This is a genomic window from Pelagibacterium xiamenense, assembly GCF_021166475.1.
Classification (GTDB): domain Bacteria; phylum Pseudomonadota; class Alphaproteobacteria; order Rhizobiales; family Devosiaceae; genus Pelagibacterium; species Pelagibacterium xiamenense.
The window spans coordinates 1,100,624-1,121,379 of record NZ_JAJOYS010000001.1 but is presented as its reverse complement, the minus strand read 5'-3'; the positions used below and the strand labels follow the sequence as shown (position 1 = coordinate 1,121,379).

At 63.3% G+C, this 20,756-nt stretch carries 23 protein-coding genes; 8 read left to right on the top strand and 15 right to left on the bottom strand.

Annotated elements, in window-relative coordinates; all coding sequences use genetic code 11:
• Window positions 1–69: 69 nt before the first annotated feature.
• Complete coding sequence (locus tag LSG43_RS05500; protein WP_231801865.1) at window positions 70–1,029, top strand: DnaJ C-terminal domain-containing protein; 960 nt, start codon at window positions 70–72, stop codon at window positions 1,027–1,029.
• Window positions 1,030–1,059: 30 nt separating this feature from the next.
• Here the strand turns inward: LSG43_RS05500 and LSG43_RS05495 are convergent, their stop codons facing one another.
• The 6 genes from LSG43_RS05495 to LSG43_RS05470 all read right to left on the bottom strand — a co-directional run bounded on the left by LSG43_RS05495 (window position 1,060) and on the right by LSG43_RS05470 (window position 6,593).
• Window positions 1,060–2,049, bottom strand: a complete 990-nt coding sequence (locus tag LSG43_RS05495; RefSeq protein ID WP_231801864.1) for a branched-chain amino acid ABC transporter permease — start codon at window positions 2,047–2,049, stop codon at window positions 1,060–1,062.
• On the bottom strand, window positions 2,049–2,936 hold the full coding sequence (locus LSG43_RS05490; RefSeq protein ID WP_231801863.1) for a branched-chain amino acid ABC transporter permease: 888 nt from the start codon (window positions 2,934–2,936) through the stop codon (window positions 2,049–2,051). Before LSG43_RS05490 ends, LSG43_RS05495 begins: the two co-directional genes overlap by 1 nt.
• Before the next feature lie 140 nt (window positions 2,937–3,076).
• Window positions 3,077–4,240: an ABC transporter substrate-binding protein gene (locus tag LSG43_RS05485; protein ID WP_231802811.1), complete on the bottom strand. Its 1,164-nt coding sequence runs from the start codon at window positions 4,238–4,240 to the stop codon at window positions 3,077–3,079.
• A gap of 88 nt (window positions 4,241–4,328) precedes the next feature.
• Entirely contained in the window at window positions 4,329–5,057 is a 729-nt protein-coding gene (locus LSG43_RS05480; RefSeq protein ID WP_231801861.1) for an ABC transporter ATP-binding protein, read from the bottom strand.
• Window positions 5,050–5,808 (bottom strand): ABC transporter ATP-binding protein, encoded by a 759-nt coding sequence (locus tag LSG43_RS05475; protein WP_231801859.1) that lies wholly within the window; start codon window positions 5,806–5,808, stop codon window positions 5,050–5,052. Before LSG43_RS05475 ends, LSG43_RS05480 begins: the two co-directional genes overlap by 8 nt.
• Window positions 5,805–6,593, bottom strand: a complete 789-nt coding sequence (locus LSG43_RS05470) for a 3-hydroxybutyrate dehydrogenase (RefSeq protein ID WP_231801858.1) — start codon at window positions 6,591–6,593, stop codon at window positions 5,805–5,807. The genes LSG43_RS05475 and LSG43_RS05470 overlap by 4 nt, the downstream gene beginning before the upstream one ends.
• 318 nt (window positions 6,594–6,911) lie before the next feature.
• Here LSG43_RS05470 and LSG43_RS05465 point away from each other — a divergent pair, with 318 nt between their 5' ends.
• Window positions 6,912–8,321, top strand: a complete 1,410-nt coding sequence (locus LSG43_RS05465) for a sigma-54 interaction domain-containing protein (RefSeq protein ID WP_231801857.1) — start codon at window positions 6,912–6,914, stop codon at window positions 8,319–8,321.
• A gap of 7 nt (window positions 8,322–8,328) precedes the next feature.
• On the opposite strand, the gene LSG43_RS05460 is transcribed toward LSG43_RS05465, so the two are convergent.
• The 5 genes from LSG43_RS05460 to LSG43_RS05440 form a co-directional block, all read right to left on the bottom strand.
• The gene (locus tag LSG43_RS05460; protein WP_231801856.1) at window positions 8,329–9,327 is read right to left on the bottom strand and encodes a 4-hydroxyproline epimerase; all 999 of its coding nucleotides are present in this window, start codon (window positions 9,325–9,327) and stop codon (window positions 8,329–8,331) included.
• Between the two features lie 2 nt (window positions 9,328–9,329).
• The gene (locus LSG43_RS05455) at window positions 9,330–10,571 is read right to left on the bottom strand and encodes an NAD(P)/FAD-dependent oxidoreductase (protein ID WP_231801855.1); all 1,242 of its coding nucleotides are present in this window, start codon (window positions 10,569–10,571) and stop codon (window positions 9,330–9,332) included.
• 759 nt (window positions 10,572–11,330) lie between these two features.
• Window positions 11,331–11,540: a hypothetical protein gene (locus LSG43_RS05450; protein ID WP_231801854.1), complete on the bottom strand. Its 210-nt coding sequence runs from the start codon at window positions 11,538–11,540 to the stop codon at window positions 11,331–11,333.
• Window positions 11,541–11,595: 55 nt separating this feature from the next.
• Window positions 11,596–11,802: a cold-shock protein gene (locus LSG43_RS05445; RefSeq protein ID WP_231801853.1), complete on the bottom strand. Its 207-nt coding sequence runs from the start codon at window positions 11,800–11,802 to the stop codon at window positions 11,596–11,598.
• A gap of 195 nt (window positions 11,803–11,997) precedes the next feature.
• A complete protein-coding gene (locus tag LSG43_RS05440; protein ID WP_231801852.1) occupies window positions 11,998–12,948 on the bottom strand; it encodes an L-threonylcarbamoyladenylate synthase in 951 nt (316 codons plus the stop codon).
• A 65-nt stretch (window positions 12,949–13,013) separates the two neighbouring features.
• Between LSG43_RS05440 and LSG43_RS05435 the strand changes: the two genes are divergently transcribed.
• From LSG43_RS05435 to LSG43_RS05415, 5 genes are read left to right on the top strand one after another with little or no spacing between them, the layout of a single operon-like run.
• Window positions 13,014–13,967: a histone deacetylase family protein gene (locus LSG43_RS05435; protein WP_231801850.1), complete on the top strand. Its 954-nt coding sequence runs from the start codon at window positions 13,014–13,016 to the stop codon at window positions 13,965–13,967.
• A gap of 12 nt (window positions 13,968–13,979) precedes the next feature.
• Entirely contained in the window at window positions 13,980–14,216 is a 237-nt protein-coding gene (locus LSG43_RS05430) for an exodeoxyribonuclease VII small subunit (RefSeq protein WP_231801848.1), read from the top strand.
• A 30-nt stretch (window positions 14,217–14,246) separates the two neighbouring features.
• A complete protein-coding gene (locus tag LSG43_RS05425; protein ID WP_231801846.1) occupies window positions 14,247–14,834 on the top strand; it encodes an SCO family protein in 588 nt (195 codons plus the stop codon).
• Window positions 14,831–15,568 carry a TlyA family RNA methyltransferase gene (locus LSG43_RS05420; protein WP_231801844.1) on the top strand — a complete coding sequence of 246 codons (738 nt, stop codon included), beginning with the start codon at window positions 14,831–14,833 and terminating at the stop codon, window positions 15,566–15,568. Before LSG43_RS05425 ends, LSG43_RS05420 begins: the two co-directional genes overlap by 4 nt.
• A 15-nt stretch (window positions 15,569–15,583) precedes the next feature.
• Window positions 15,584–15,868: a hypothetical protein gene (locus LSG43_RS05415; protein ID WP_231801843.1), complete on the top strand. Its 285-nt coding sequence runs from the start codon at window positions 15,584–15,586 to the stop codon at window positions 15,866–15,868.
• A 6-nt stretch (window positions 15,869–15,874) separates the two neighbouring features.
• On the opposite strand, the gene ribB is transcribed toward LSG43_RS05415, so the two are convergent.
• Both ribB and aroC read right to left on the bottom strand, forming a co-directional pair.
• Window positions 15,875–16,954 (bottom strand): 3,4-dihydroxy-2-butanone-4-phosphate synthase, encoded by a 1,080-nt coding sequence (gene ribB / locus LSG43_RS05410; protein WP_231801842.1) that lies wholly within the window; start codon window positions 16,952–16,954, stop codon window positions 15,875–15,877.
• Window positions 16,955–16,957: 3 nt separating this feature from the next.
• Window positions 16,958–18,070, bottom strand: coding sequence for a chorismate synthase (gene aroC / locus LSG43_RS05405; protein ID WP_231801841.1), 1,113 nt, complete (start codon window positions 18,068–18,070; stop codon window positions 16,958–16,960).
• A 166-nt stretch (window positions 18,071–18,236) separates the two neighbouring features.
• On the opposite strand from aroC, the gene LSG43_RS05400 reads away from it, so the two are divergent.
• The gene (locus tag LSG43_RS05400; RefSeq protein WP_231801840.1) at window positions 18,237–19,214 is read left to right on the top strand and encodes an aldo/keto reductase; all 978 of its coding nucleotides are present in this window, start codon (window positions 18,237–18,239) and stop codon (window positions 19,212–19,214) included.
• Here the strand turns inward: LSG43_RS05400 and LSG43_RS05395 are convergent.
• Together LSG43_RS05395 and fabI are read right to left on the bottom strand one after the other, a co-directional pair.
• The gene (locus tag LSG43_RS05395) at window positions 19,211–19,840 is read right to left on the bottom strand and encodes a histidine phosphatase family protein (RefSeq protein WP_231801839.1); all 630 of its coding nucleotides are present in this window, start codon (window positions 19,838–19,840) and stop codon (window positions 19,211–19,213) included. The two genes, LSG43_RS05400 and LSG43_RS05395, sit on opposite strands and share 4 nt — an antisense overlap.
• Window positions 19,841–19,872: 32 nt before the next feature.
• Complete coding sequence (gene fabI, locus LSG43_RS05390; RefSeq protein WP_231801838.1) at window positions 19,873–20,670, bottom strand: enoyl-ACP reductase FabI; 798 nt, start codon at window positions 20,668–20,670, stop codon at window positions 19,873–19,875.
• Window positions 20,671–20,756 lie beyond the last annotated feature (86 nt).

Here is a 20,756-nt window from a genome sequence, read left to right as displayed (position 1 = left end):
TATAGAAGTTGAAGGCTCTGCCCGACTCGATATCGAGCCGGGCACGCTGTTGCGGACAAAAGAAAGAGCATGCGCGACCCTTATACAGTACTCGGGGTGCCGCGGAATGCGAGCGATAAGGACATCAAGTCGGCTTATCGCAAGCTTGCCAAGGCTCTGCATCCCGACCAGAACCCTGACGACAAAGCGGCACACGCCAGGTTTGCCGAGGTGACGGCTGCGTACGACTTCCTCTCGGACGCGACCAAACGTGGCCAGTACGACCGCGGCGAGATCGACGCCGACGGCAATCCGAAGTTCGCCGGTTTCGGCGGCTTTGACGGTGCCGGTATGCGTGGCGGCCGCCCCGGTGGCGGCGCCGGCGCGGGCGGCTTTTCGGCCGAAGATATCCTCAAGGAATTCATGAGCGGGTTCGGCGGCAACCGGCGCTCTGCCGGTGCCAACCCCTTCTCCGGCGCAGCGGGCGGCGCCAGTTGGGACCCGTTCACCGCGTCCACATCCTCCTCGGGCCGCTCGATCAAGGGCGAGGATATCACCGTCGATCTCGCAGTGACGCTCGAAGACGCGCACAAGGGCGCCTCGGTGCCCGTGACGCTGCCGACGGGCAAGACGGTGTCGGTCAAACTTCCCAAGCCACTCGAAGAGGGCCAGCAGATCCGCCTGCGCGGTCAGGGCAAACCTTCTCCCCTCGGCGGCAAGACCGGCGATGCGTTGGTGACGGTGCGTTTCGCGCGCCATAGGCAGTTCCGCCGCGAAGGTAATGACCTGCGCGTTGATGTGCCGATCACGCTTTACGAAGCCGTTCTGGGCGCCAAGGTCCGCGTCCCTACGCTGTCGGGCACCGTAGAGCTCAACCTTCCGCCCGGCGTCGATACCGCGAAGGCGCTGCGCCTCAAGGGGAAGGGGCTGTTCGAGAAGGGCGACCTCTATGTCAATCTGCGCGTCGTCCTCCCCGAGGGCGGCGATCCGGACCTTGAAAGTCTTATGCGGTTCTGGCGAGATCAGAAGCCCTACAAAGTGCGGGAGTGAGCGCGGCCGGCCTGGCCGCGCCTCCCATTATCACAACGGCTTCTTGAGCCACTTCCCCAATACGCCCACGATGCCTTCGCGGAACAGCAGAACCGCGACCACAAAGATCGTTCCCTGCAGCACCGTGACCCACGCGCCGAAGGTGGCAAAGTAGTTCTGCATCGTCACGATGATCGCCGCGCCGACAATCGGCCCGAATACCGTATGCATACCGCCCAGGAGCGCCATCAGCACCACCTCGCCTGACATCGCCCAGTGCACGTCCGTCAGCGAGGCGAGTTGGAACACGAGCGCCTTGGTGGCTCCAGCCGTTCCCGCGAGCGTCGTCGACATCACGAAGACCGCAAGCTTGTAGCGATTGACGCGGTAGCCAAGCGAAACCGACCGCGCCTCGTTCTCCCGGATCGCCTTCAGAACCTGCCCGAACGGCGAATGGATGATGCGGTAGATGAGGAAGAGACAGGCGAAGACGATCACGAAGACGAAGGCATAAAGCGCATTGTCGCTGGAGATGTCGATCAGCCCGAACAGCATGTTGCGCGGCACCGCCTGAATGCCGTCCTCCCCGCCGGTAAATGGCGCCTGGAGCGAGACGAAATAAACCATCTGCGCAAAGGCCAGTGTGACCATGGCGAAATATATGCCCTGCCGGCGGATCGCCAGTGCGCCGATGACCAGCCCCAAAAGCGCTGCCGAGCCGGTTCCAAGCAGAATACTGAGTTCGGGCGTTAATCCCCATGCCTTTGCTGCATGGGCGGAGACATAGCTCGCCGAGCCGAAGAACGCTGCATGGCCGAAGCTGAGAAGTCCGCCATAGCCCAGCAGCAGATTGAAGGCGCAGGCAAACAGCACAAAGCACATCACCTTCATCAGGAAGACCGGGTAAAGAAAGAATGGACCGATGATGAAGAACGCGACAAGCGCTGCGCATATCGCAAGGTGCAGGCGCGGGATGCCGAGCGGTGTCGGGCGTCCGGCGGAGGGTGTCTCGACGGTATCCATAAGCGTTTGATCGGTCATCACGCGACCCTCCCGAACAGGCCGGCGGGCTTGATGAGCAGCACCAGCGCCATGATGACGAAAATGACGACTGCCGAGGCTTCAGCATAGAAGACGCGCGTCAGTCCCTCGACGATACCGAGCCCAAATCCGGTCAGGATCGCCCCCATGATCGACCCCATCCCGCCGATCACCACCACGGCGAACACCACGATGATGAGATCCGCACCCATGTTGGGATTGACCGAATAGATCGGTGCCGCAAGCACGCCCGCGAGCGCGGCAAGGCCGACGCCGAACCCGTAGGTGAGCGTGATCAGACGCGGCACGTTGATGCCGAAGGCACCGACCATCTTCGGGTTTTCCGTCGCGGCCCGCAGATATGCCCCCAGGCGCGTCTTTTCGATCAGAAACCATGTGCCGAAGCATACGACGACCGAGGCGACGACGACCCACGCCCGGTAGTTGGGCAGGAACATGAACCCCAGATTGGTGCCGCCCTGCAATGCATCGGGGATCGAATACGGCAGCCCGGAAACACCGTACTGATTGCGGAACAGCCCCTGGATGATGAGCGCCAGTCCGAAGGTCAGCAACAGCCCGTAGAGGTGGTCGAGATGGTAGAGCCGCGAGATCATCAGCCGCTCGACGACGATGCCGGTTGCCCCCACGATCACCGGAACGAGGATGAGCGCCCACCAGTAGTCGACACCCAGATAGGTCAGGAGCATCCAGGCGACGAACGCGCCCATCATGTACTGGGCGCCGTGCGTGAAGTTGATGATGTTCAAAAGCCCGAAGATGACGGCCAGCCCAAGGCTGAGCAAGGCGTAGAACGAGCCGTTGATGAGCCCGAGCAGCAATTGGCCGAAAAGGGCAGCGGCCGGGATGCCAAAGATTTCGAACATAGGCGTGTGCTTTCAGACAACGCGTGATTTGGAGCGTGTTCGGAAAAAGTAGTCCCACTCTTTCGGTTCGAACGCGCGACAATAAACGATGTGTATGGGATGCGCCGGTCTCCGGCGCATCCTTCAGTTGGCAGACCCGATTATTCCACCAGTTCGCAACCGCCCTCCTCGATCGGACGGAAGGCGTTCTCGGCCGGAATGGTATAAACAAGGTCATAGTAGTCCCACGCGCCCTCGGAGGCGTCGGGCGACTTCACGCGGAACAGGTACATGTCGTGCACCTTGCGGCCATCGGCGCGGATCTCGCCTTCACCAAAGAGCGGATCGGAGGTCGGCATGGCCTTCATGGCCTCCATCACCGGGCCGGCGTCGATCGTGCCGGTTTCCTCGATTGCCTTCAAATAGTGCAGTACGCCTGCGTAGACGCCCGCATGCACCATAGTCGGCATGTCGCCGCCATTGCGCTCGGCGAAACGTTCAGACCACTGCCGGGTGCCTTCGTTGAGATCCCAGTAGAAGCTTTCGGTGAGCACCAGCCCCTGTGCCGCGTCGAGCCCGAGCGCGTGCACGTCGGTGATGAACATCAGGAGCGCGGCAAGCGACTGGCCGGACTGCGTGATGCCGAACTCGGCGGCCTGCTTGATGGCATTGACCGTGTCGCCGCCTGCATTGGCCAGCCCGATCACTTCGGCGCCAGAAGACTGCGCCTGCAGAAGGTAGGAGGAGAAATCCTGTCCAGGGAAGGGATGGCGGACCGAGCCCAGCACTTCGCCGCCGGTCTCCTCAACGACGGCCGACGTGTCGGCCTCCAGCGCATGACCGAATGCGTAGTCGGCGGTCAGAAAGAACCACTTGTCCGCCCCGGTTTCGACCATCGCGGCACCTGTGCCGTTGGCCAGCGCCCAGGTGTCATAGGTCCAATGCACGGTGTTGGGCGAGCATTGCGCTCCCGTCAGATCCGAGGACGCTGCGCCGGAATCGATGAAGATCTTGTTCTTTTCGCGCGTGATCTCGTTGACCGCGAGCGCCGCAGATGAAGTTGGCACGTCGAAGATCGCATCGACACCTTCTTCATCATACCATTGCCGGGCGATCGTCGAGGCGACGTCGGGCTTGTTCTGGTGGTCCGCCGAGATGATCTCGACGTTGATGCCTCTGTCGGCGGCGCCGAAATCCTCCACCGCCATTTGTGCGGCAATCACCGAGCCTTCGCCAGAAAGGTCGGCATAGGTGCCCGAGCGGTCGTTCAGAACGCCGATCTTGACGTCGATGGCATAGGCCGATCCGGCCATGGCCAGTCCCATGGCGGCTGCCAGAATTGGGGTTGCGATGTTCACGTCTCTATCCTCCCTTGATCAACGTGACGAAGGTGCCTGGCACCTTCCATTGCACTCACACGCCCAGGTAGGCGTGCAGTTTCTCGATATTGTCGTTGAGCTCGGCGTTGGGGATCATGTCGATCACCTTGCCCTGTTCGACGACGTAATGCCGATCCGCCACAGAAGCGGCGAAATGGAAGTTCTGTTCGACCAGAACGATGGTGAAGCCTTCCTGCTTGAGCCGCGCGATCGTCCGGCCGATCTGCTGGACGATAACCGGCGCCAGTCCTTCGGTCGGTTCGTCGAGGAGCAGCATCTTCGCGCCGGTGCGCAGGATGCGCCCGATCGCCAGCATCTGCTGCTCGCCGCCGGAGAGTTTGGTCCCCTGGCTCGCGAGCCGTTCCTTGAGGTTTGGAAACATCTCGAAGATGGCTTCGACCGGCATGCCGCCGGGCTTCACCCTGGGCGGCAGCATCAGATTCTCTTCCACCGAGAGCGAGGAAAAGATCGCCCGTTCCTCCGGACACAGTGCAATCCCCGCCTTGGCGATCGCCCGCGACGGAGCGCCGATCAATTCCCGGCCCTCGAACCGTACGGATCCGGTCCGCTTCTGGATGATCCCCATGATCGCCTTGAGTGTCGTGGTCTTGCCCGCCCCGTTGCGGCCCAGAAGTGTCACCACTTCGCCTGGCGCCACGTCGAACGCCATGCCGTGCAACACGTGGCTTTCCCCGTACCAGGCCTCCAGGTCCGAAACCGAGAGCAGCGGAGCGGTCCCCGCGATTGGCTGCGCGCTAGTCATGCCCCACCCCGATATACGCTTCGATGACCCGCTCGTCGTTCGATATGGTGGCGTAATCGCCCTCGGCCAGCACCTGCCCGCGCGCGAGCACCGTGATCGTGTTCGAAAGATCCGCGACCACGGAAAGATTGTGCTCAACCATCAGGATCGTCCGGTTTGCCGAGATCCGCTTGATGAGTTCGGAGATGCGCTCGACGTCCGCCTGCGCCATCCCGGCCATAGGTTCGTCGAGCAGGAGCATCTCGGGTTCGAGCGCCAGCGTCGTCGCGATCTCGAGCGCCCGCTTGCGGCCGTAGGAGAGTTCGTCGGCGGTATGGTGCGCGAAATCGGCCAGCCCGACCTCTTCCACCCGGCGCATCGCTTCGGCGTTGAATTGCCCCAGCACCGTCTGCGCACGCCAGAAGTCGAAATTGTGCCCCCGGCGCCGCTGCAGCGCGACGCGGACGTTTTCGAGCACTGTGAGCTTGGGGAACACGGCGGAAATCTGAAACGAGCGCACCATCCCAAGCCGCGCGATCTCGGACGCCGCGAGCGTCGTGATATCGCGCCCGTTGAAAGTGATCGAACCGGCGGTCGGCTGGAGGAATTTCGTCAGGAGGTTAAAGCACGTCGTCTTGCCTGCCCCGTTGGGCCCGATGAGCGCGTGGATCGTGCCGCGCCTCACATTGAGATCGACATTATTGACCGCCATGAACCCGGCGAACTGCTTGGTCATGCCCTTGGCCGAAAGGATGAGATCGGTATCGGTCATTTTGCCGTCCAGCCTCCATCGATCGAAATCGCTGCCCCCGTGATCGAGCGCGCCAAATCGCCGGTGAGGTAATACGCCATTTCAGCGATTTCCTCTGGCCGGACAAAGGCCTTCGTCGGCTGGGGTGCGAGCATCACATTCCGCACCACGTCCTCCTCACTCATCTTGTGCACGCGCGCCTGATCGGCCACCTGCGCGGCGACCAGCGGTGTCCACACATAGCCTGGGCATATGGCATTTGCGGTAATCCCGGCCTCTGCGACTTCGAGCGCGACGGTCTTTGTGAGACCGACCACGGCGTGCTTGGTCGCCACATAGGCGGATTTATACGCGGATGCCCGCAGCCCGTGCGCGGAGGCGATATTGATGATCCGTCCCCAGCCGTTGCGCTTCATCCCCGGCAGTGCCGCGCGGATCGTATGGTAGGCGCTGTCGAGGCTGATGGCGATGATGCGGTGCCAGTCAGTTGAAGGGAAGTCTTCGATGGCGGCAACCTTCTGGATGCCGGCATTGTTGACGAGCACATCGATGCGCCCCAGGCGCTCGATCACCCTGCACGCGAGCGCTTCGGCCTGGGCATCATCGGCGAGGTCGGCGCCGAAATACTCGGCCTTTCCGCCTTGGGCAGCAATTTCCGCAAGCGCAGGAGCCGCATCGGCATCGGTCTCGATGCCGTTGACCGCCACCGTATACCCCGCCGCCGCGAACCGCTTGGCGATCGCCAGTCCTATTCCGCTCGTTGCGCCGGTGACCAGCACAACACGATGTTCGACGTCCTCGGACACCGGGCCTCCATCCCTTTTGTGTGTTCCAGACCGTTCTTCGATCCGCGTTGTTGCCGACATACCTATCAAGGACCGTGCCAAGTCTGGCCTGCCCCCGCGAGAACGGCCCTCAGACAAGGACTTGCGGCCATGGCGGCTCATAGAGAACGCGGCTCCCCCTCGATCCTGCGGGGATGACGTGTCCGGCGCGCCGGACACGTCTGTCCGCCCACCCGGACACCCCGACCGCCACGTGGATCACGAGCGGATGCTTATGAGAACGCACGCAGTTGCGGGTCGGGCATCGGGGGAGTAGCCTCGGGACGAGGAGAACCGAGCATGACCAGTTCTACCGGCCCGTCCGGCAACACACCGCCTGCCCTTGTCGCCGCCGCCATGGGGGCGTTCGACATGCTCCGGGAGTATTTCGAAGGCGCGATCATGGTGGACGCGGATGCGCGCATCGTCTGGCTGGACGGCCGCTACCGGCGGCTTTTAAAGCTCGCAGATGACTACGACCCTGTGGGCCGTCCGGTCGAAGACGTACTCCCGCATTCGCAACTGCGCCGTGTCGTCCGCACCGGGCGCCCGAGCCTTCTCGACATCATGCAGTTCGACGACCGCCAGTTCGTCGTCTGCCGCATTCCATTGAAGGACGAGGGCGGCGTTGTTCAGGGCGCCATCGGGTTCGTCTTCTACGACAATGTCGACTACCTCGCGCCGATCCTCAAAAAGGTTGAGAGCCTGCAGCGCCAGCTTTCTCGCGCGCAGGCGGCGCTGACCCGCGAGCGCGAAACCAAATACTCCCTCTCCAATTTCGTTGGCACGAGCGAGCTCGTCCAGGACCTCAAGGCCCAGATTCGCCGCTTTGCCCTGCGCGACGGCCCGGCGCTGCTGCTGGGGGAAACCGGCACGGGCAAGGAGCTCCTCGCCCACGCCCTGCATCAGGCTTCCGACCGCGCCGAGGGGCCGTTCGTCGCCGTCAACATGGCTGCGATCCCCGAATCGCTGCTCGAATCCGAATTTTTCGGCGTCGCCCCGGGCGCTTTTACGGGCGCGGAGAAAAAGCAGCGCAAGGGCAAGTTCGAACTCGCGCATGGCGGCACGCTTTTTCTCGATGAAATCGGCGACATGCCGCTTTCGATCCAGGCCAAGTTCCTGCGCGTCCTGCAGGAGGGCGAGATCGAGGCCCTGGGCTCGAACGCGGTCAAAAAGATCGATGTCCGCATCATCGCCGCCACCTCCCAGGATCTCGATCAGTTGATGGCAGAACGCAAATTCCGCGCCGACCTCTACTACCGTATCGCTGTCCTCACGGTGAACGTCCCACCCTTGCGCGACCGCCTCGAGGATGTCGGCCCCATCTGCGAGCGTCTCCTTGAAACCATCCCCCGCGCCGAAGACATGGCCGGCTGGAGCCTTGAGCCCGACGCCGTCGCCCTCCTCCGCCAGCATGACTGGCCCGGCAATGTCCGCGAACTGCGCAACACGCTCGAACGCGCCGCTGCCATCGCGCCGACCGAATCCCTGAACGCCGAGATCATCGCCCGCGCCATGCCGCGCCCCGTGACACGCACGGCGTTCAAGGATGGTCCGGAGCTCGCCGATGCCCGCGCCCGTGCCGAACGCGAGGCGATGATCGACGCCCTCAAGCGGGCCAACGGCCAGAAGTCCGTCGCCGCCCGTCTGCTCGGCGTCTCACGCAGCCAGTTCTACGAAAAGCTCAAGCGGTACGATCTGAGCGGGTGAGCGCCCCTCAACGCACCACAAACCCGTGCGCATAGGGATCGCGCGGGTCGACGAAGATCGTATTGTATCCTGTCATCCGCGCCCATCCGCCGACCGAGGGAATGATAGCGTCGCGATCCCCCACCTTGGCTGTGCGCTCGACCCGCCCTTTGAACAGCGAGCCGATGATGGATTCGTGGATGAACTCGTCGCCAACAGCGAGCTTGCCCTTGGCCGCCCACTGCGCCATGCGCGCGGATGTCCCCGTTCCACACGGCGAGCGGTCGATCGCCTTGTCGCCATAAAACACCGCATTGCGCGCCGTCGCCCCCGGCTCGGTCGGCACGCCGGTCCAGAGGATGTGACTCAGCCCCGAAATCTGCGGCTTTTCGGGGTGTACGAAGTCGTATTTCTCGTTGAGCGCCGCGCGCAGCTGCGGCGACCAGCCGATCAAGTCCACCGCCCGGTAATCCGCCATATCGCGGAAAGCTTCCTGCGGGTCGACAATGGCGTAGAAGTTGCCTCCGAATGCCACATCCACACGGACCTCCCCCAGCCCCGGCACTTCGGCGCTCAGATCGGTGGCATAAAGGAAAGAGGGTACGTTGGTCAGCCGCACCTCTTCGATAAACCGGCCTTCCTGCCGATATTCGGCCACTACCAGCCCCGCCGGTGTATCGAGCCGCAAGACCCCCGGCTCGCGCGGCGTCACCAGCCCGTTTTCGAGCGCCATCGTCACAGTGCCGATGGTGCCGTGCCCGCACATGGGCAGGCAGCCCGAGGTTTCGATAAAGAGGATCGCAATATCGCAATCCTCCCGCGTCGGCGGATAGAGGATCGAACCCGACATCATGTCGTGTCCGCGCGGCTCGAACATCAGCGCGGTGCGGATCCAGTCGAATTCGGCGAGGAAATGCGCCCGCTTTTCGAGCATGGTCGCGCCCTCGAGCCGCGGCCCGCCACCGGACACAAGCCGCACTGGATTGCCGCATGTGTGCCCGTCAATGCACTGAAACGTATGGATCATTTTTAAAACCTATCCGCCCGGAAGGGCGCCATATCGATATTCGGCGTTTCGCCGCACACCATCTGCGCAACAAGCTCGCCTGTCCCCGCCGATTGCGTCAAGCCAAGATGCCCGTGCCCGAAGGCGTAGGTCACACCGTCCACCCCAGGCGCGGAAGAAATCACCGGCAGACTGTCGGGCATCGAGGGCCGGAAGCCCATCCACTGCGTTCCCCCACCGGTTTTGAGGTCCGGCAGGAAGCCCGCGGCCTTTGTGAGCATCGCCTCGGCGCGTTTGTAATTGGGTGGCAGATCGAGTCCACCGAGCTCCACCGCCCCGCCCACGCGCACGCCCTTGCCGATGCGCGTGACGACAAAGCCGTGCCCGCCAAACGTCAGATGCGTTTTAAGCGGAAACGCCCCTTCGGGCAGCGTCGTATTATATCCCCGCTCGGTTTCGAGCGGCACGTCGTGCCCGAGTTGCCGCGCCAATTGCCGCGACCAGGCCCCTGCACTCACCACGACGTGCCCGGAGGCAATCTCACCCGCATCCGTTTCGATCCGCGCCGCGCCGCCATCCGCCGCTATCCCCCGCACGCTCGCGGTCTCCACCGCCCCGCCGCCCGCGACGAACCTATCGGCCAGCGTCCGCGTCCAGACGAGCGGATCGGTGACGTTCATCCAGTCCGGCGTATATCCTGCATGGGTAAACCGCGCCGCGATCCCCGGCTGCACCCGCGCAATCGTCTCAGGCCCCTCAAGGTGTTCGAAGGCGATTCCCGCCTCTTTTCGCAATTGCCACCCCGGCATGCTCGCTTCGAACTCCCGCGCGCCTTCATAAAGCTGCAACTGGCCTTCGCGCCGGATCATCCCCTCGAGCCCGTACGCTGTAATCTGCCGCGCAAGGGCGTCCCGCGACAGCTGCATCAGTGCGCTTTGCGCCGTTACCGCCGCGGCGTAGCGGTCGGGCCAACTCGCCCGCCAGAACCGCAAAAGCCACGGGGTGATCTTTAGCGCATATTGTGGAGGCACGCTCAGCGGACCCAGCGGATCAATGAGCCATTTGGGTGCCTTGCGCATGATGCCCGGCGTCGCCAACGGAATGATGTCGGAAAACGCAAACGCCCCCGCATTGCCAGCCGAAGCCCCTGCCCCCGGTCCGGTGCGGTCGATGACGGTGACGTCGCGCCCGCGCGCCTGCAGCGCCAATGCGACCGAAAGCCCGACCACGCCGGCGCCGATCACCACGATGTCACGGGATGTCATTGCGTATCTTCCTGAAAACTAAGTGTTCTTCGAAACGCCCGCCCCACAGGCGAATATGTTCTGCCGAGTCGGTCGCATCCAACTGCCGTCGTTTTTGAATGTGCCCCGGTGACGGCAGGTATCATGACGGCCCACATGGGCAGCTCCTTCTCGCGCTCGCAGAGGGTCGGGGCCGACTACCCGCGCCACGCCACGGCATCTGTATTTTATTTGTCGACAAAGCCATTGCAGATTGTCGGCACGACGGTCAATCCCTATTTCGCGCCGAACGGAAAACACCGGGAGCTTCCTGTTCACGCCCCGAAAACACCACCAAAGCCCTCCTGCCGCCCCCAGAGGGCCAGCGGAGCTGACGAAGCGCATGGGAGGAGGTTTCCAGCGCAACTGAAGGCTGCCAGAGCAAACTTATCCCCGCCTCTCAAACCTCGCCTATGATGCGCGTTACGGACCCGCTTTTATGGGCGCGAGCGCAACGAACGTTTGGGCGGGACCGGTCCGGGTCCGATGGGAGTCGTCCCAGCGGAGGTCCGAACGTCACCGAGGCCAGCCACAGCGATCCTGTGGTCACCGGGGAAACCTGGCGGGGATTGGCCCCAGCCCGAGCGGACGCCAAGCCTAAAATCCCGGATGTATGCGGCGAGGCGGGCCTCGCATCTAAATTATCAGTATGAGGCATCGTCTCGCCGCATACCGTCCACGCTGTTTGACACCGGGACCCAAGGGCCGCCGGACAAATAGGTGTGTCTGCTTAGGGGGAGTTTACCCGCGAGCGGGCTTTTTACGCGCGCGGCGGACGGGGCCGGCGGCTGCGCGGTCTATTTGGTCCTGGGCTTCTTTTTCGAGTCGCAGGGCGCGCAGGCGGGCGGTTTTGGCACGGGTCGCTTCCAAAACCAGTTCCTCCTGGCGGAGCGCCTCGCGCTGGCGAGCTTCCATCTCGAGCGTCTTGCGCTGCGGACTGACTTTGGTCATCGGTTCAAACGCCTTAAAAATGAAAAAGGCCGCCCGGAGGCGGCCTTCGCAAGCCTTAGGCTTCCTGGATGTTCACCGCCGAGGTGCGGCCGTCGCGGCCCTTTTCCAGTTCGTAGGTCACCGCCTGGCCTTCGACCAGCGTCGAAAGACCCGAGCGCTCGACAGCCGAGATGTGCACGAATGCATCCTGGCCGCCCTGGTCGGGCTGGATGAAGCCGAAGCCTTTGGTGGTGTTGAAGAATTTGACTTTGCCGGAAACCATGATGGATCCTTTCAGTGGCAGGGTTTTCTTGCCGCTTATGCAAGCAAGCCGATCCTCAATGCGAGGATCTCAACGTCTTGCAGATCAGGTATCCAAGTGACCGGCATAGCCGGGAAATCAGGTAGCTAAGAGCATCGAACGTGTGGCTGTACACTATCAGCCGATTGCGTGCGAAACAAGGCGGCAGTGGCAGGTCTATCGCCGCGGCGCTGCGGCGCGCTCCAGCCGATCGTTGATCGCTTCGCCCAGGCCCGTCACCGGGATGGGCGCTACGGCGATTTTTCCCGCACCTGAAGCGTCGAGCCGGGCGAGGAACGAAAAGAGGTTGCGCGCGGCCTCGTGCAGATCGCCCGCAGGCGAGAGGTTGAGCGCTGCGCGTGCGCCGTCGCCCGCAAACCCGCCAAAGCCGAGATAGGCCTCCCCCGGCGCGGGGCTTTCCGCGTTGAGCCGCACCCCGGCGTTGGGCGCATAATGGCTCAGGAGCATTCCCGGCGCGGCAATCGCCGCGTCGTGCCCAGCGGTCGGCACGGCGATCCCCAACGCCGCCTCCACCGTCTCGCGCGCCAGCGCGCCGGCGCGCAGCTGGGTGACGGCCTCGCCCTCGACCGCGAGGATCGTCGATTCAAGCCCCGCCTCGCACGGGCCGCCGTCGAGCACCGGCACGCGGCCGCCGAACCCCGCCCGCACCGCTTCGGCGGTCGTGGGCGAAAGCCTGCCCGAGGGGTTGGCCGAGGGTGCTGCCACCGGGCGCCCTACCGCGGCGACGAGGTTTCGCGCGGCTTCGTGCCCGGGAATACGCAGCGCGACGGTCTCAAGCCCGGCGGTCACGAGGTCCGAAAGCCCCGCATCTGTCGCGAGCGGCAGCACCAGCGTCATCGGGCCGGGCCAGAAGCGGTCGGCCAGCGCTTGGGCAACCGGGTTGAAGACCGCAATCTTCCGCGCCATCGCCATATCGGGGCAGTGGCAGATCAAGGGATTGAAGCGCGGACGGCCCTTGGTCTCGTAAATCGCGAGCACCGCGTCCGAATTGGTGGCGTCCGCGCCCAGCCCGTAGACTGTCTCCGTGGCAAAAGCGCACAACCTGCCCGACCGCAGGATCGCGGCGGCCTCTTCAATCGTTTGCGGGTCTTTCTGTGGGGCACGCATCGGCGCTGTTTGACAAGGCAATTGTGTGCCGTCAAGAAGTGGATCAACGGAGATCAATCTAATCCATGACGACCCTCCTGGTCAGCCAGACAAACGGCGACACGCATAAAACGCCGAAAGGCCATGCTGAGCGCCCCGAACGGCTCGAGGCCATCGCCAACGTGCTCGCCCAGCCGCGGTTCGGGCGCCTGGCGCGCGAGGATGCGCCGGCTGGCGATCTGGCGCTTGCGGAGCTCGTCCACGCGCCTTCCGTGCTCGACGTGATCCGTAAAATGCGCCCCGCCGAGGGCATCGGGCAGATCGATCCGGACACCTTCGTTTCGGGCAAGAGCCTCGATGCGGTCGGCACGGCGCTGGGGGGCGGGCTTCGCGCGCTCGAGGCGGTCGTCATGGGTGAAGCGGACAACGCCTTCGTCGCCGCGCGCCCGCCGGGACACCATGCCGAGCGCGACCGCTCGATGGGGTTCTGCCTCATCAACACCATCGCCATCCTCGCCCGCCAGGCCCAACGGCTACACGGTGCCGAGCGCGTCGCCATCGTCGATTTCGACGTGCATCACGGCAACGGGACCCAGGACATCTTCAAGGACGACAAAAGCGTCTTTTATGCCTCCTCGCACCAATGGCCGCTTTATCCGGGCACCGGACGGCCCGAGGAAACCGGGGTCGGCAACGTCGTCAACTGCCCTCTGCCGGAGGGTTCGGACGGCCAGGCCATGCGGGAGGTCTACCGCGAACGCATCTTCCCCGCGCTCGATGCGTTCCGGCCCGACATCATTCTCGTCTCGGCCGGTTTCGACGCAGAGCGCCGCGATCCGTTGGCGCAGCTCGAATGGGTCGCGGACGATTACGCGTGGCTCACGGGAAAGTTGTTGGACATTGCGGACAGGCGCTGCTCAAACCGGTTGGTCTCGATGCTGGAAGGTGGCTACGATCTGGCCGGCCTTGCCTCCGGAGTCGCGGCGCATGTCGGTGTCCTTCTGACCGGTGAAGCCGGCACAGAACACGAAGAAGACTAAAGGGATATCGAGATGACCGAGATTTCGGAATTGAGCTTCGAGGCTGCCCTCGACGAACTTGAAAAGATCGTCCAGCAGCTCGAAAGCGGCAAGGCGCCGTTGCAGGAGTCGATCGCGATCTACGAACGTGGCGAGGCGCTCAAGCGCCATTGCGAGACCCTGCTCAAGCAGGCCGAGGCGCGGATCGAGAAGATCACGCTCGCCAGGGATGGCACGCCCACCGGCACCGAACCTTTGGACGAACAGTAAAACGAGAGACATTTGCCGGGGGAAGACGCAGTGCTCAACAAGGTTCGCATCGCGCTGTGGGCGCTTGTGGCGCTCGCGGCCATCGCCGCGACGGTCATCTATTTCACGCGCCCAATGGACCGCTCGGGATCTATGTTCGGGGGCCCCTTCGAAATGGTCTCCACCGCCACCGGCGAAACCTTCACCGAGGCCGATCTCCAGGGCACGCCGACGCTGATGTTCTTCGGCTACACCTATTGCCCCGATGTCTGCCCCCTCACCCTGGCCGAGACCACGGCCTGGAAGGAGCAGCTCGGGCTCGATGCGGACGATCTCAACATCGTCTTCGTCACCGTCGACCCTGAACGCGATACCGTCGAAACCGTTCGCACGTATCTGTCCAACTTCGGCGAGGACGTCTTCGGGCTCGTTGGCAACGAGGCGCAGACTGACCAGATCAAGCGCTCCTATGGCGTCTTTTCCGAAAAGGTCGAGGCCGAGGGCTCGACCGAGTATCTCGTCAACCACACCTCCTCGGTCTACATGATCGACGCAGACGGCAAGTTCTTCGGCACCATCGCCTATATGGAAGACAGCAACACCGCGATGGACAAGATCCGGCGCCTTACCGGCGCATGAGCGGGCGCGACAGGCTCGACCGCGTGCTCGAGGCCCGCGGCCTCGTCCCCTCGCGTGCCCGGGCTGCCGACGCCATCAGGCGCGGCGTGGTGACGGTCAATGGTATCGCGGCGAAAAAGGCGGGACAGCCGGTCACCGAAACCGACATTATCGCCATTTCGGACCCGGCGGAGGGCTACGTCTCCCGCGCAGCGCTGAAGCTCATCGCGGGACTCGACGCCGCCGGCTTCGATCCCAGCGGCAAAGTCTGCCTCGACCTTGGCGCCTCGACGGGCGGGTTCACGCAGGTTCTCGCGCAACGCGGCGCGAAGACGATCTACGCGGTCGATGTCGGCCACGGGCAGTTGCACCCGGATGTGGCGGCACTCTCCAACGTCGTCTCGCTCGAGGGCACCAACGCCCGCGACCTCGACACCACGCTCATTCCCGAGCCCATCGAGATGCTGGTTTGCGACGTCAGTTTCGTGTCTCTCACAAAAGTCATCTCACCGCCATCTAGCCGGTGTATGATCGGTGCGGAGGCGGTGCTGCTCATCAAGCCGCAGTTTGAGGTCGGACGCGATTTCATCGGCAAGGGCGGCATTGTCATCGAGGGGCCACATGTCGAGGCGGCGATCGAGGCGGTCATCGGTCATATGGCGCAACTGGGCTGGACGTTCGTTATGCGCATGCCCTCTCCGCTCACGGGCGGGGACGGCAATACCGAACATATAGCGGCGTTTCGGCGAACATGATGCGGGAACTGTTCTATGGCGCGGCTCGTCCTCGTCCCGTTCGCCCTGGTGCTTCTGATCGTCGGCGCCATCCTCGCCCCGACGCCGATCCCGTTCGGCATTCCGATGGTGGCGCTCGCGCTCTTCATACTCATCGGCACGTCCAAGACCGCATTGCGCCTTGTGCGCCGCACCCGCCGGCGCTGGGACTGGCTCGATGACGCGCTGGCAGCGCTCGAACAGAAATCCGAAGGCACCGTCGCGCGCACGTTCAAGCGCTCGCGCCCGACGCGGCACAAGCGCAAACCCAAAGTCTGCTGACCGCCCCTATTCGGCGATGGTGATCCCGAAGGCCTCAAGCCCAACATAGCGGCGCGTGCGCGAGGCCATCGGCCTGATCGAGGCAATACCCAGATCGCGCAGGATCTGTGCGCCAAGGCCGACTTCGCGCCACTCGGCCTCGCGGTCCTTGGCAGAGCGGTGCGTTTCGCTCCCTTCCTTGCCACCATCGTAGGCGACGCCTGCTGTCCCCTCGCGAAGGTAGACGAGCACGCCGCCAGATTTGGCAAGGCTTTCAAGGGTCGAATTGAGTTTGGAGGCACCGCCGAATACGTCGGAGACGATATCCTCGCGCTGGAGACGGACCGGAATATTCTCGCCGCGGGAGACGTCGCCGAAGACGATGGCGAGGTGCTGCACGCGATCGAAGGGCGTCGTGTAGGCGTATGCGATCGCCTTACCGGCGCTGGTTTCGATGTCGAAAATCCCCGCGCGCTCGATCAGCGTCTCGCGGCGCTGGCGGTAAGCAATAAGGTCGGCGACCGAGACCAGAGGCAGGTCGTGTCTTTCGGCGAATTGGGAAACCTGCTCGCCGCGCGTCACCGTGCCGTCGTCATTCACGAGTTCGCAGATGACGCCGACATCGGGCAATTCCGCCAGCTTGCACAAATCCACCGCCGCTTCGGTGTGCCCCGAGCGCATCAAGACGCCGCCGCGCCGGGCGATGAGCGGGAAGATGTGACCGGGACGGGAGAAGTCCTCCGCGCCAACATTGCCGTTGGCGAGCGCGCGTACAGTCGCCGTGCGGTCTTCCGCCGAGATGCCCGTCGTCGTGCCGTGCTTGAAATCGATCGAAACGGTGAACGCTGTCGTGTGCGCGGAGTCGTTGAGGGCCACCATCGGGTCAAGATGGAGCTTTGCGGCGCGTTCGCTGGTGATTGGCGCGCAGACGATGCCAGAGGTGTGCCGCACAATGAATGCCATCTGCTCGGGCGTGATCAGGGACGCCGCAGCGACGATGTCCCCTTCGCCTTCGCGGTCGTGATCGTCGATGACGACCACCATGCGGCCTTGCCTTATCGCCTCGAGCGCTACTTCGACCCGCGTATCGGACTCGCTTCTCAACATTGCCTACGCCCCAAACCCGATGCCGCCGTCGCGCCCGGTTTGCGCGCGATGGCGCAAATAGTGGTCTGCAAGAACGATTGCCATCATGGCCTCGCCAATCGGTACCGCGCGAATGCCGACGCAGGGATCGTGACGGCCCTTGGTTACGATATCGGCATCCTCGTTTTCGGTCGTCACGGTTCCACGCGGGGTCAAAATGGAACTTGTGGGCTTGACAGCGAAGCGAGCGACGATGGGATCACCGTTCGATATTCCGCCCAGAATGCCGCCAGCCTTGTTGGAGAGGAATTTCGGCATGGGCCGCTCCGCGCGCATCTCGTCGGCGTTCTCTTCGCCAGTCAACGCGGCAGCTTCGAAGCCGGCGCCGATCTCAACAGCCTTGACCGCGTTGATGCTCATCATCGCAGACGCGATGTCCTGGTCGAGCTTGCCGTAGACGGGCGCTCCCCAACCCGCCGGCACGCCCTCGGCGACCACTTCGATAATGGCGCCGACAGACGAGCCCTTCTTGCGGATACCATCGAGATAGTCGGCCCAGAACTCAGCGGCCTTCGGGTCGGCGCAGAAGAAGGGGTTGTTGCCCACTTCGTCCCAGTCGAAATTGGCATAATCGATCTTGTGCGGACCGATCTGGACAAGCGACGCGCGGATTTTGACGTTGGGGATAACGACCTTTGCGACAGCGCCTGCAGCGACGCGCGCTGCTGTTTCACGTGCCGAAGACCGCCCGCCACCACGATAATCGCGGATGCCGTATTTTTGAAGGTAGGTGTAGTCAGCGTGGCCGGGTCGAAATTTGTCGCGGATTTCCGAATAGTCCTTGGAGCGCTGGTCGGTATTCTCGATCATCAGCGAAATCGGCGTGCCGGTGGTTCTCAATCCGTCGGTGCGTTCATCTTCGAAAACGCCCGAAAGAATCTTCACCATGTCGGCCTCGCGACGCTGGGTCGTATATCGCGACTGGCCGGGTTTGCGCCGATCGAGATCACGCTGGATCACCTCGGCGCTGATCGGCAGGTCCGGTGGACACCCGTCGACCACGACGCCGAGCGCCGGCCCGTGACTCTCGCCCCAGGTGGTTATGCGGAACATCTGACCAAACGAATTAAAGCTCATAGGCACTCCGAAAGTGAGTTGGCGCCTTTCTAACGGAACGTGACGCAAAGGGAAATGCGCTTTTGGGCGGACCGTATTTCAGCTTTGAAAACCGCATTGCATCGGTGTCCGTAGCCGATGCGCGTTCCGAGCGCACAGTATGGAGGATGCAAAAGGGAGTACCGGTATGCAACGCAGTGAATTCGGAAAGTACGGCACGGTTAGCCGCCTTACGCTCGGGGGTGGCGGCATCGGGCAGGTGTGGGGCGAAACAAGCCGGGAGGAAGGCATCGCCACGCTCAAGATGGCTATCGATGAAGGCATCGACGTTCTCGATGCCGCGCCTGGGTATAATGTCTGCGAGGCGCTGATCGGGGAGGCGTTCAACGGGCGCCTACCCGAGCACATCAAAGTGACGACGAAATACGGCCTTGCCTCGGCGCCGGGCGAGGAAGCCTATTCGCGGTTCCGCGCTTCGCTCGAAGAGAGTCTCAAAGCCATGCGGCTGGACCGTGTGGATCTCTTGTTCCTCCACAATGAGATCCGCCCCGACGTCGGTTCTGCGCCGGAAGGTCATACGCATTTCACGCGCTGGTCGGTCTACCGCGACTACGTCATTCCTGCCTTCGAGCGGCTTATGGATGACGGGTTGATCGGTGGCTGGGGCCTCACGGGGGTTGCGAAAACACCACAAATCCTCGATGCGCTCAGCACCGTGCCGAGGCCGCACGCCGTGCAAGCCGTCGCGAACCTGCTCGATAGCCCTGGCGGCCTCGTCGTCGAGGACGAGCAACCGCGCCATCGCGAAATCATCGCAACAGCGCAGCGCAACGAGGTGGGCGTCATGGGTATTCGGGCCGTTCAGGCCGGCGCGCTGACGCGCCGTTTCGACAGGGACGTACCCGAAGGCAATCGTGACCTGCCCGACTTCGACAAAGCTGCGCCGTTCCGGGCACTCTGCGCTGAATGGGGCGAGGATCCGGCCATCGTCGCGCACCGCTACGCGCTGGGTATCGAGGGCGTCGATACGCTCGTTCTCGGGGTCAAGAACCGCGCCGAGCTCAAGGACGCCCTCGCCGCGGAAGCTGCCGGGCCGCTTGATGCCGAGCAGGTGCAGGCGATCGAGGATCTGGGCTTGCGGCCCAACATGAACAGGGCCGCCTAATCGTCCCAGGTCTTTTCGGCGGCGTGAAGCGTCATCTCGCCGCCGACGAAATGCGCTATCACACCCTGCGGCGGCGCCCAGTTGAGGACTTCCTTGCGCTCGGCGCCTTCGACGATGTGACGGAGCACGCGCAGGATGCCACCATGGGCAACGATGACGCAATGATGCGTCAGCTCCTCGGCAAAGGCGACGAGCCGGTGAGCCACGTCGTCGTAGTTCTCGCCGTTCTCGGGACGGAAATGCCAATACTCCGCGTCACGGTCGCCCGGCGCGAGTGCCAGCTCACGGTTGATCTCGTCATGCAGCCGGCCTTCGAGATTACCGAAGGAAATCTCGACCAGCCGCTTGTCGTAGTGCACGTCGGGCAACGGAACATCAAAGGCCGCTCGCATGCGCTCCATGGTTTCCCGCGCCCGACCGAGTGGTGAGGCGTACCATTTGAGGCTTGCGGGATCGGTGCCTGCCTCCTCGAGCAGAAAGCGCAGGAGCACACCGTTGGCGTCCGCCTGCTTACGGCCTGTCGCGTTGAGCGGGATGTCCCGGCTCCCCTGATAGCGGCGTTCTTTGTTCCAGTCGGTCTGGCCATGGCGCGCGAAGTAGAAATCGGGCCAGGAAACGGCAGTCATGGCAATACTGTCTTTATGCTCGAAGGGTGGGCCTATTCGCCCTTATTCTCATCGAGAGTTCTCATCCCGATGACATTGTAGCCGGAATCCACATAGTGGATCTCGCCCGTGACGCCATTGGACAGCGGCGAAAGCAGGTAGAGTGACGAGTTCCCGACTTCGTCGATGGTTACGTTGCGGCGCAACGGCGCGTTTTCTTCGTTCCACTTGAGCATTTCGCGCAGGCCCGCGATGCCCGACGCGGCAAGCGTCTTGATCGGGCCGGCGGAAATGGCGTTCACACGGATGCCGTTGGGGCCCATATCGGCGGCCAGATAGCGCACCGAAGCCTCGAGCGCCGCCTTGGCGACGCCCATGACGTTGTAATGCGGCAGCACCTTTTCGGCGCCGTAATAGGTGAGCGTGAGGATCGAGGAGCCCGGCTCCATCAGAGGTTCGGCGCGCTTGGCGAGCGCGGTCAGCGAATAGACCGAGATGTTCATCGTCAGCGCGAAATTGCCCGGCGTCGTGTCGATATACCGACCATCGAGTTCTTCCTTATTGGAAAAACCGATGGCGTGAACGAGGAAGTCGAGCTTGCCCCACTTGGACTTCAAGACGTTGAAGACCGCGTCTATGGCGTCGGGATCGGTCACATCGCACGGCAAAACGAGGTCGGAGCCAAACTCTTCGGCGATCGGTTGAACGCGGCGGTGCAGCGCCTCGCCCTGGTAGGTGAAGGCCATTTCCGCCCCCTGAGCGTGCAGCGCCTTGGCGATGCCGTATGCGATCGAGCGGTTGTTGGCGACGCCCATGATGAGCCCGCGCTTGCCTTCCATCAAACCAGCCATGTTTTTCTCCGCGATATGACCTTTGGAGCGGTTTTGGCACACGCAAGAGCGCCGGGCAAGGTGGATCGGGGCGCTGTTTTGCGGTA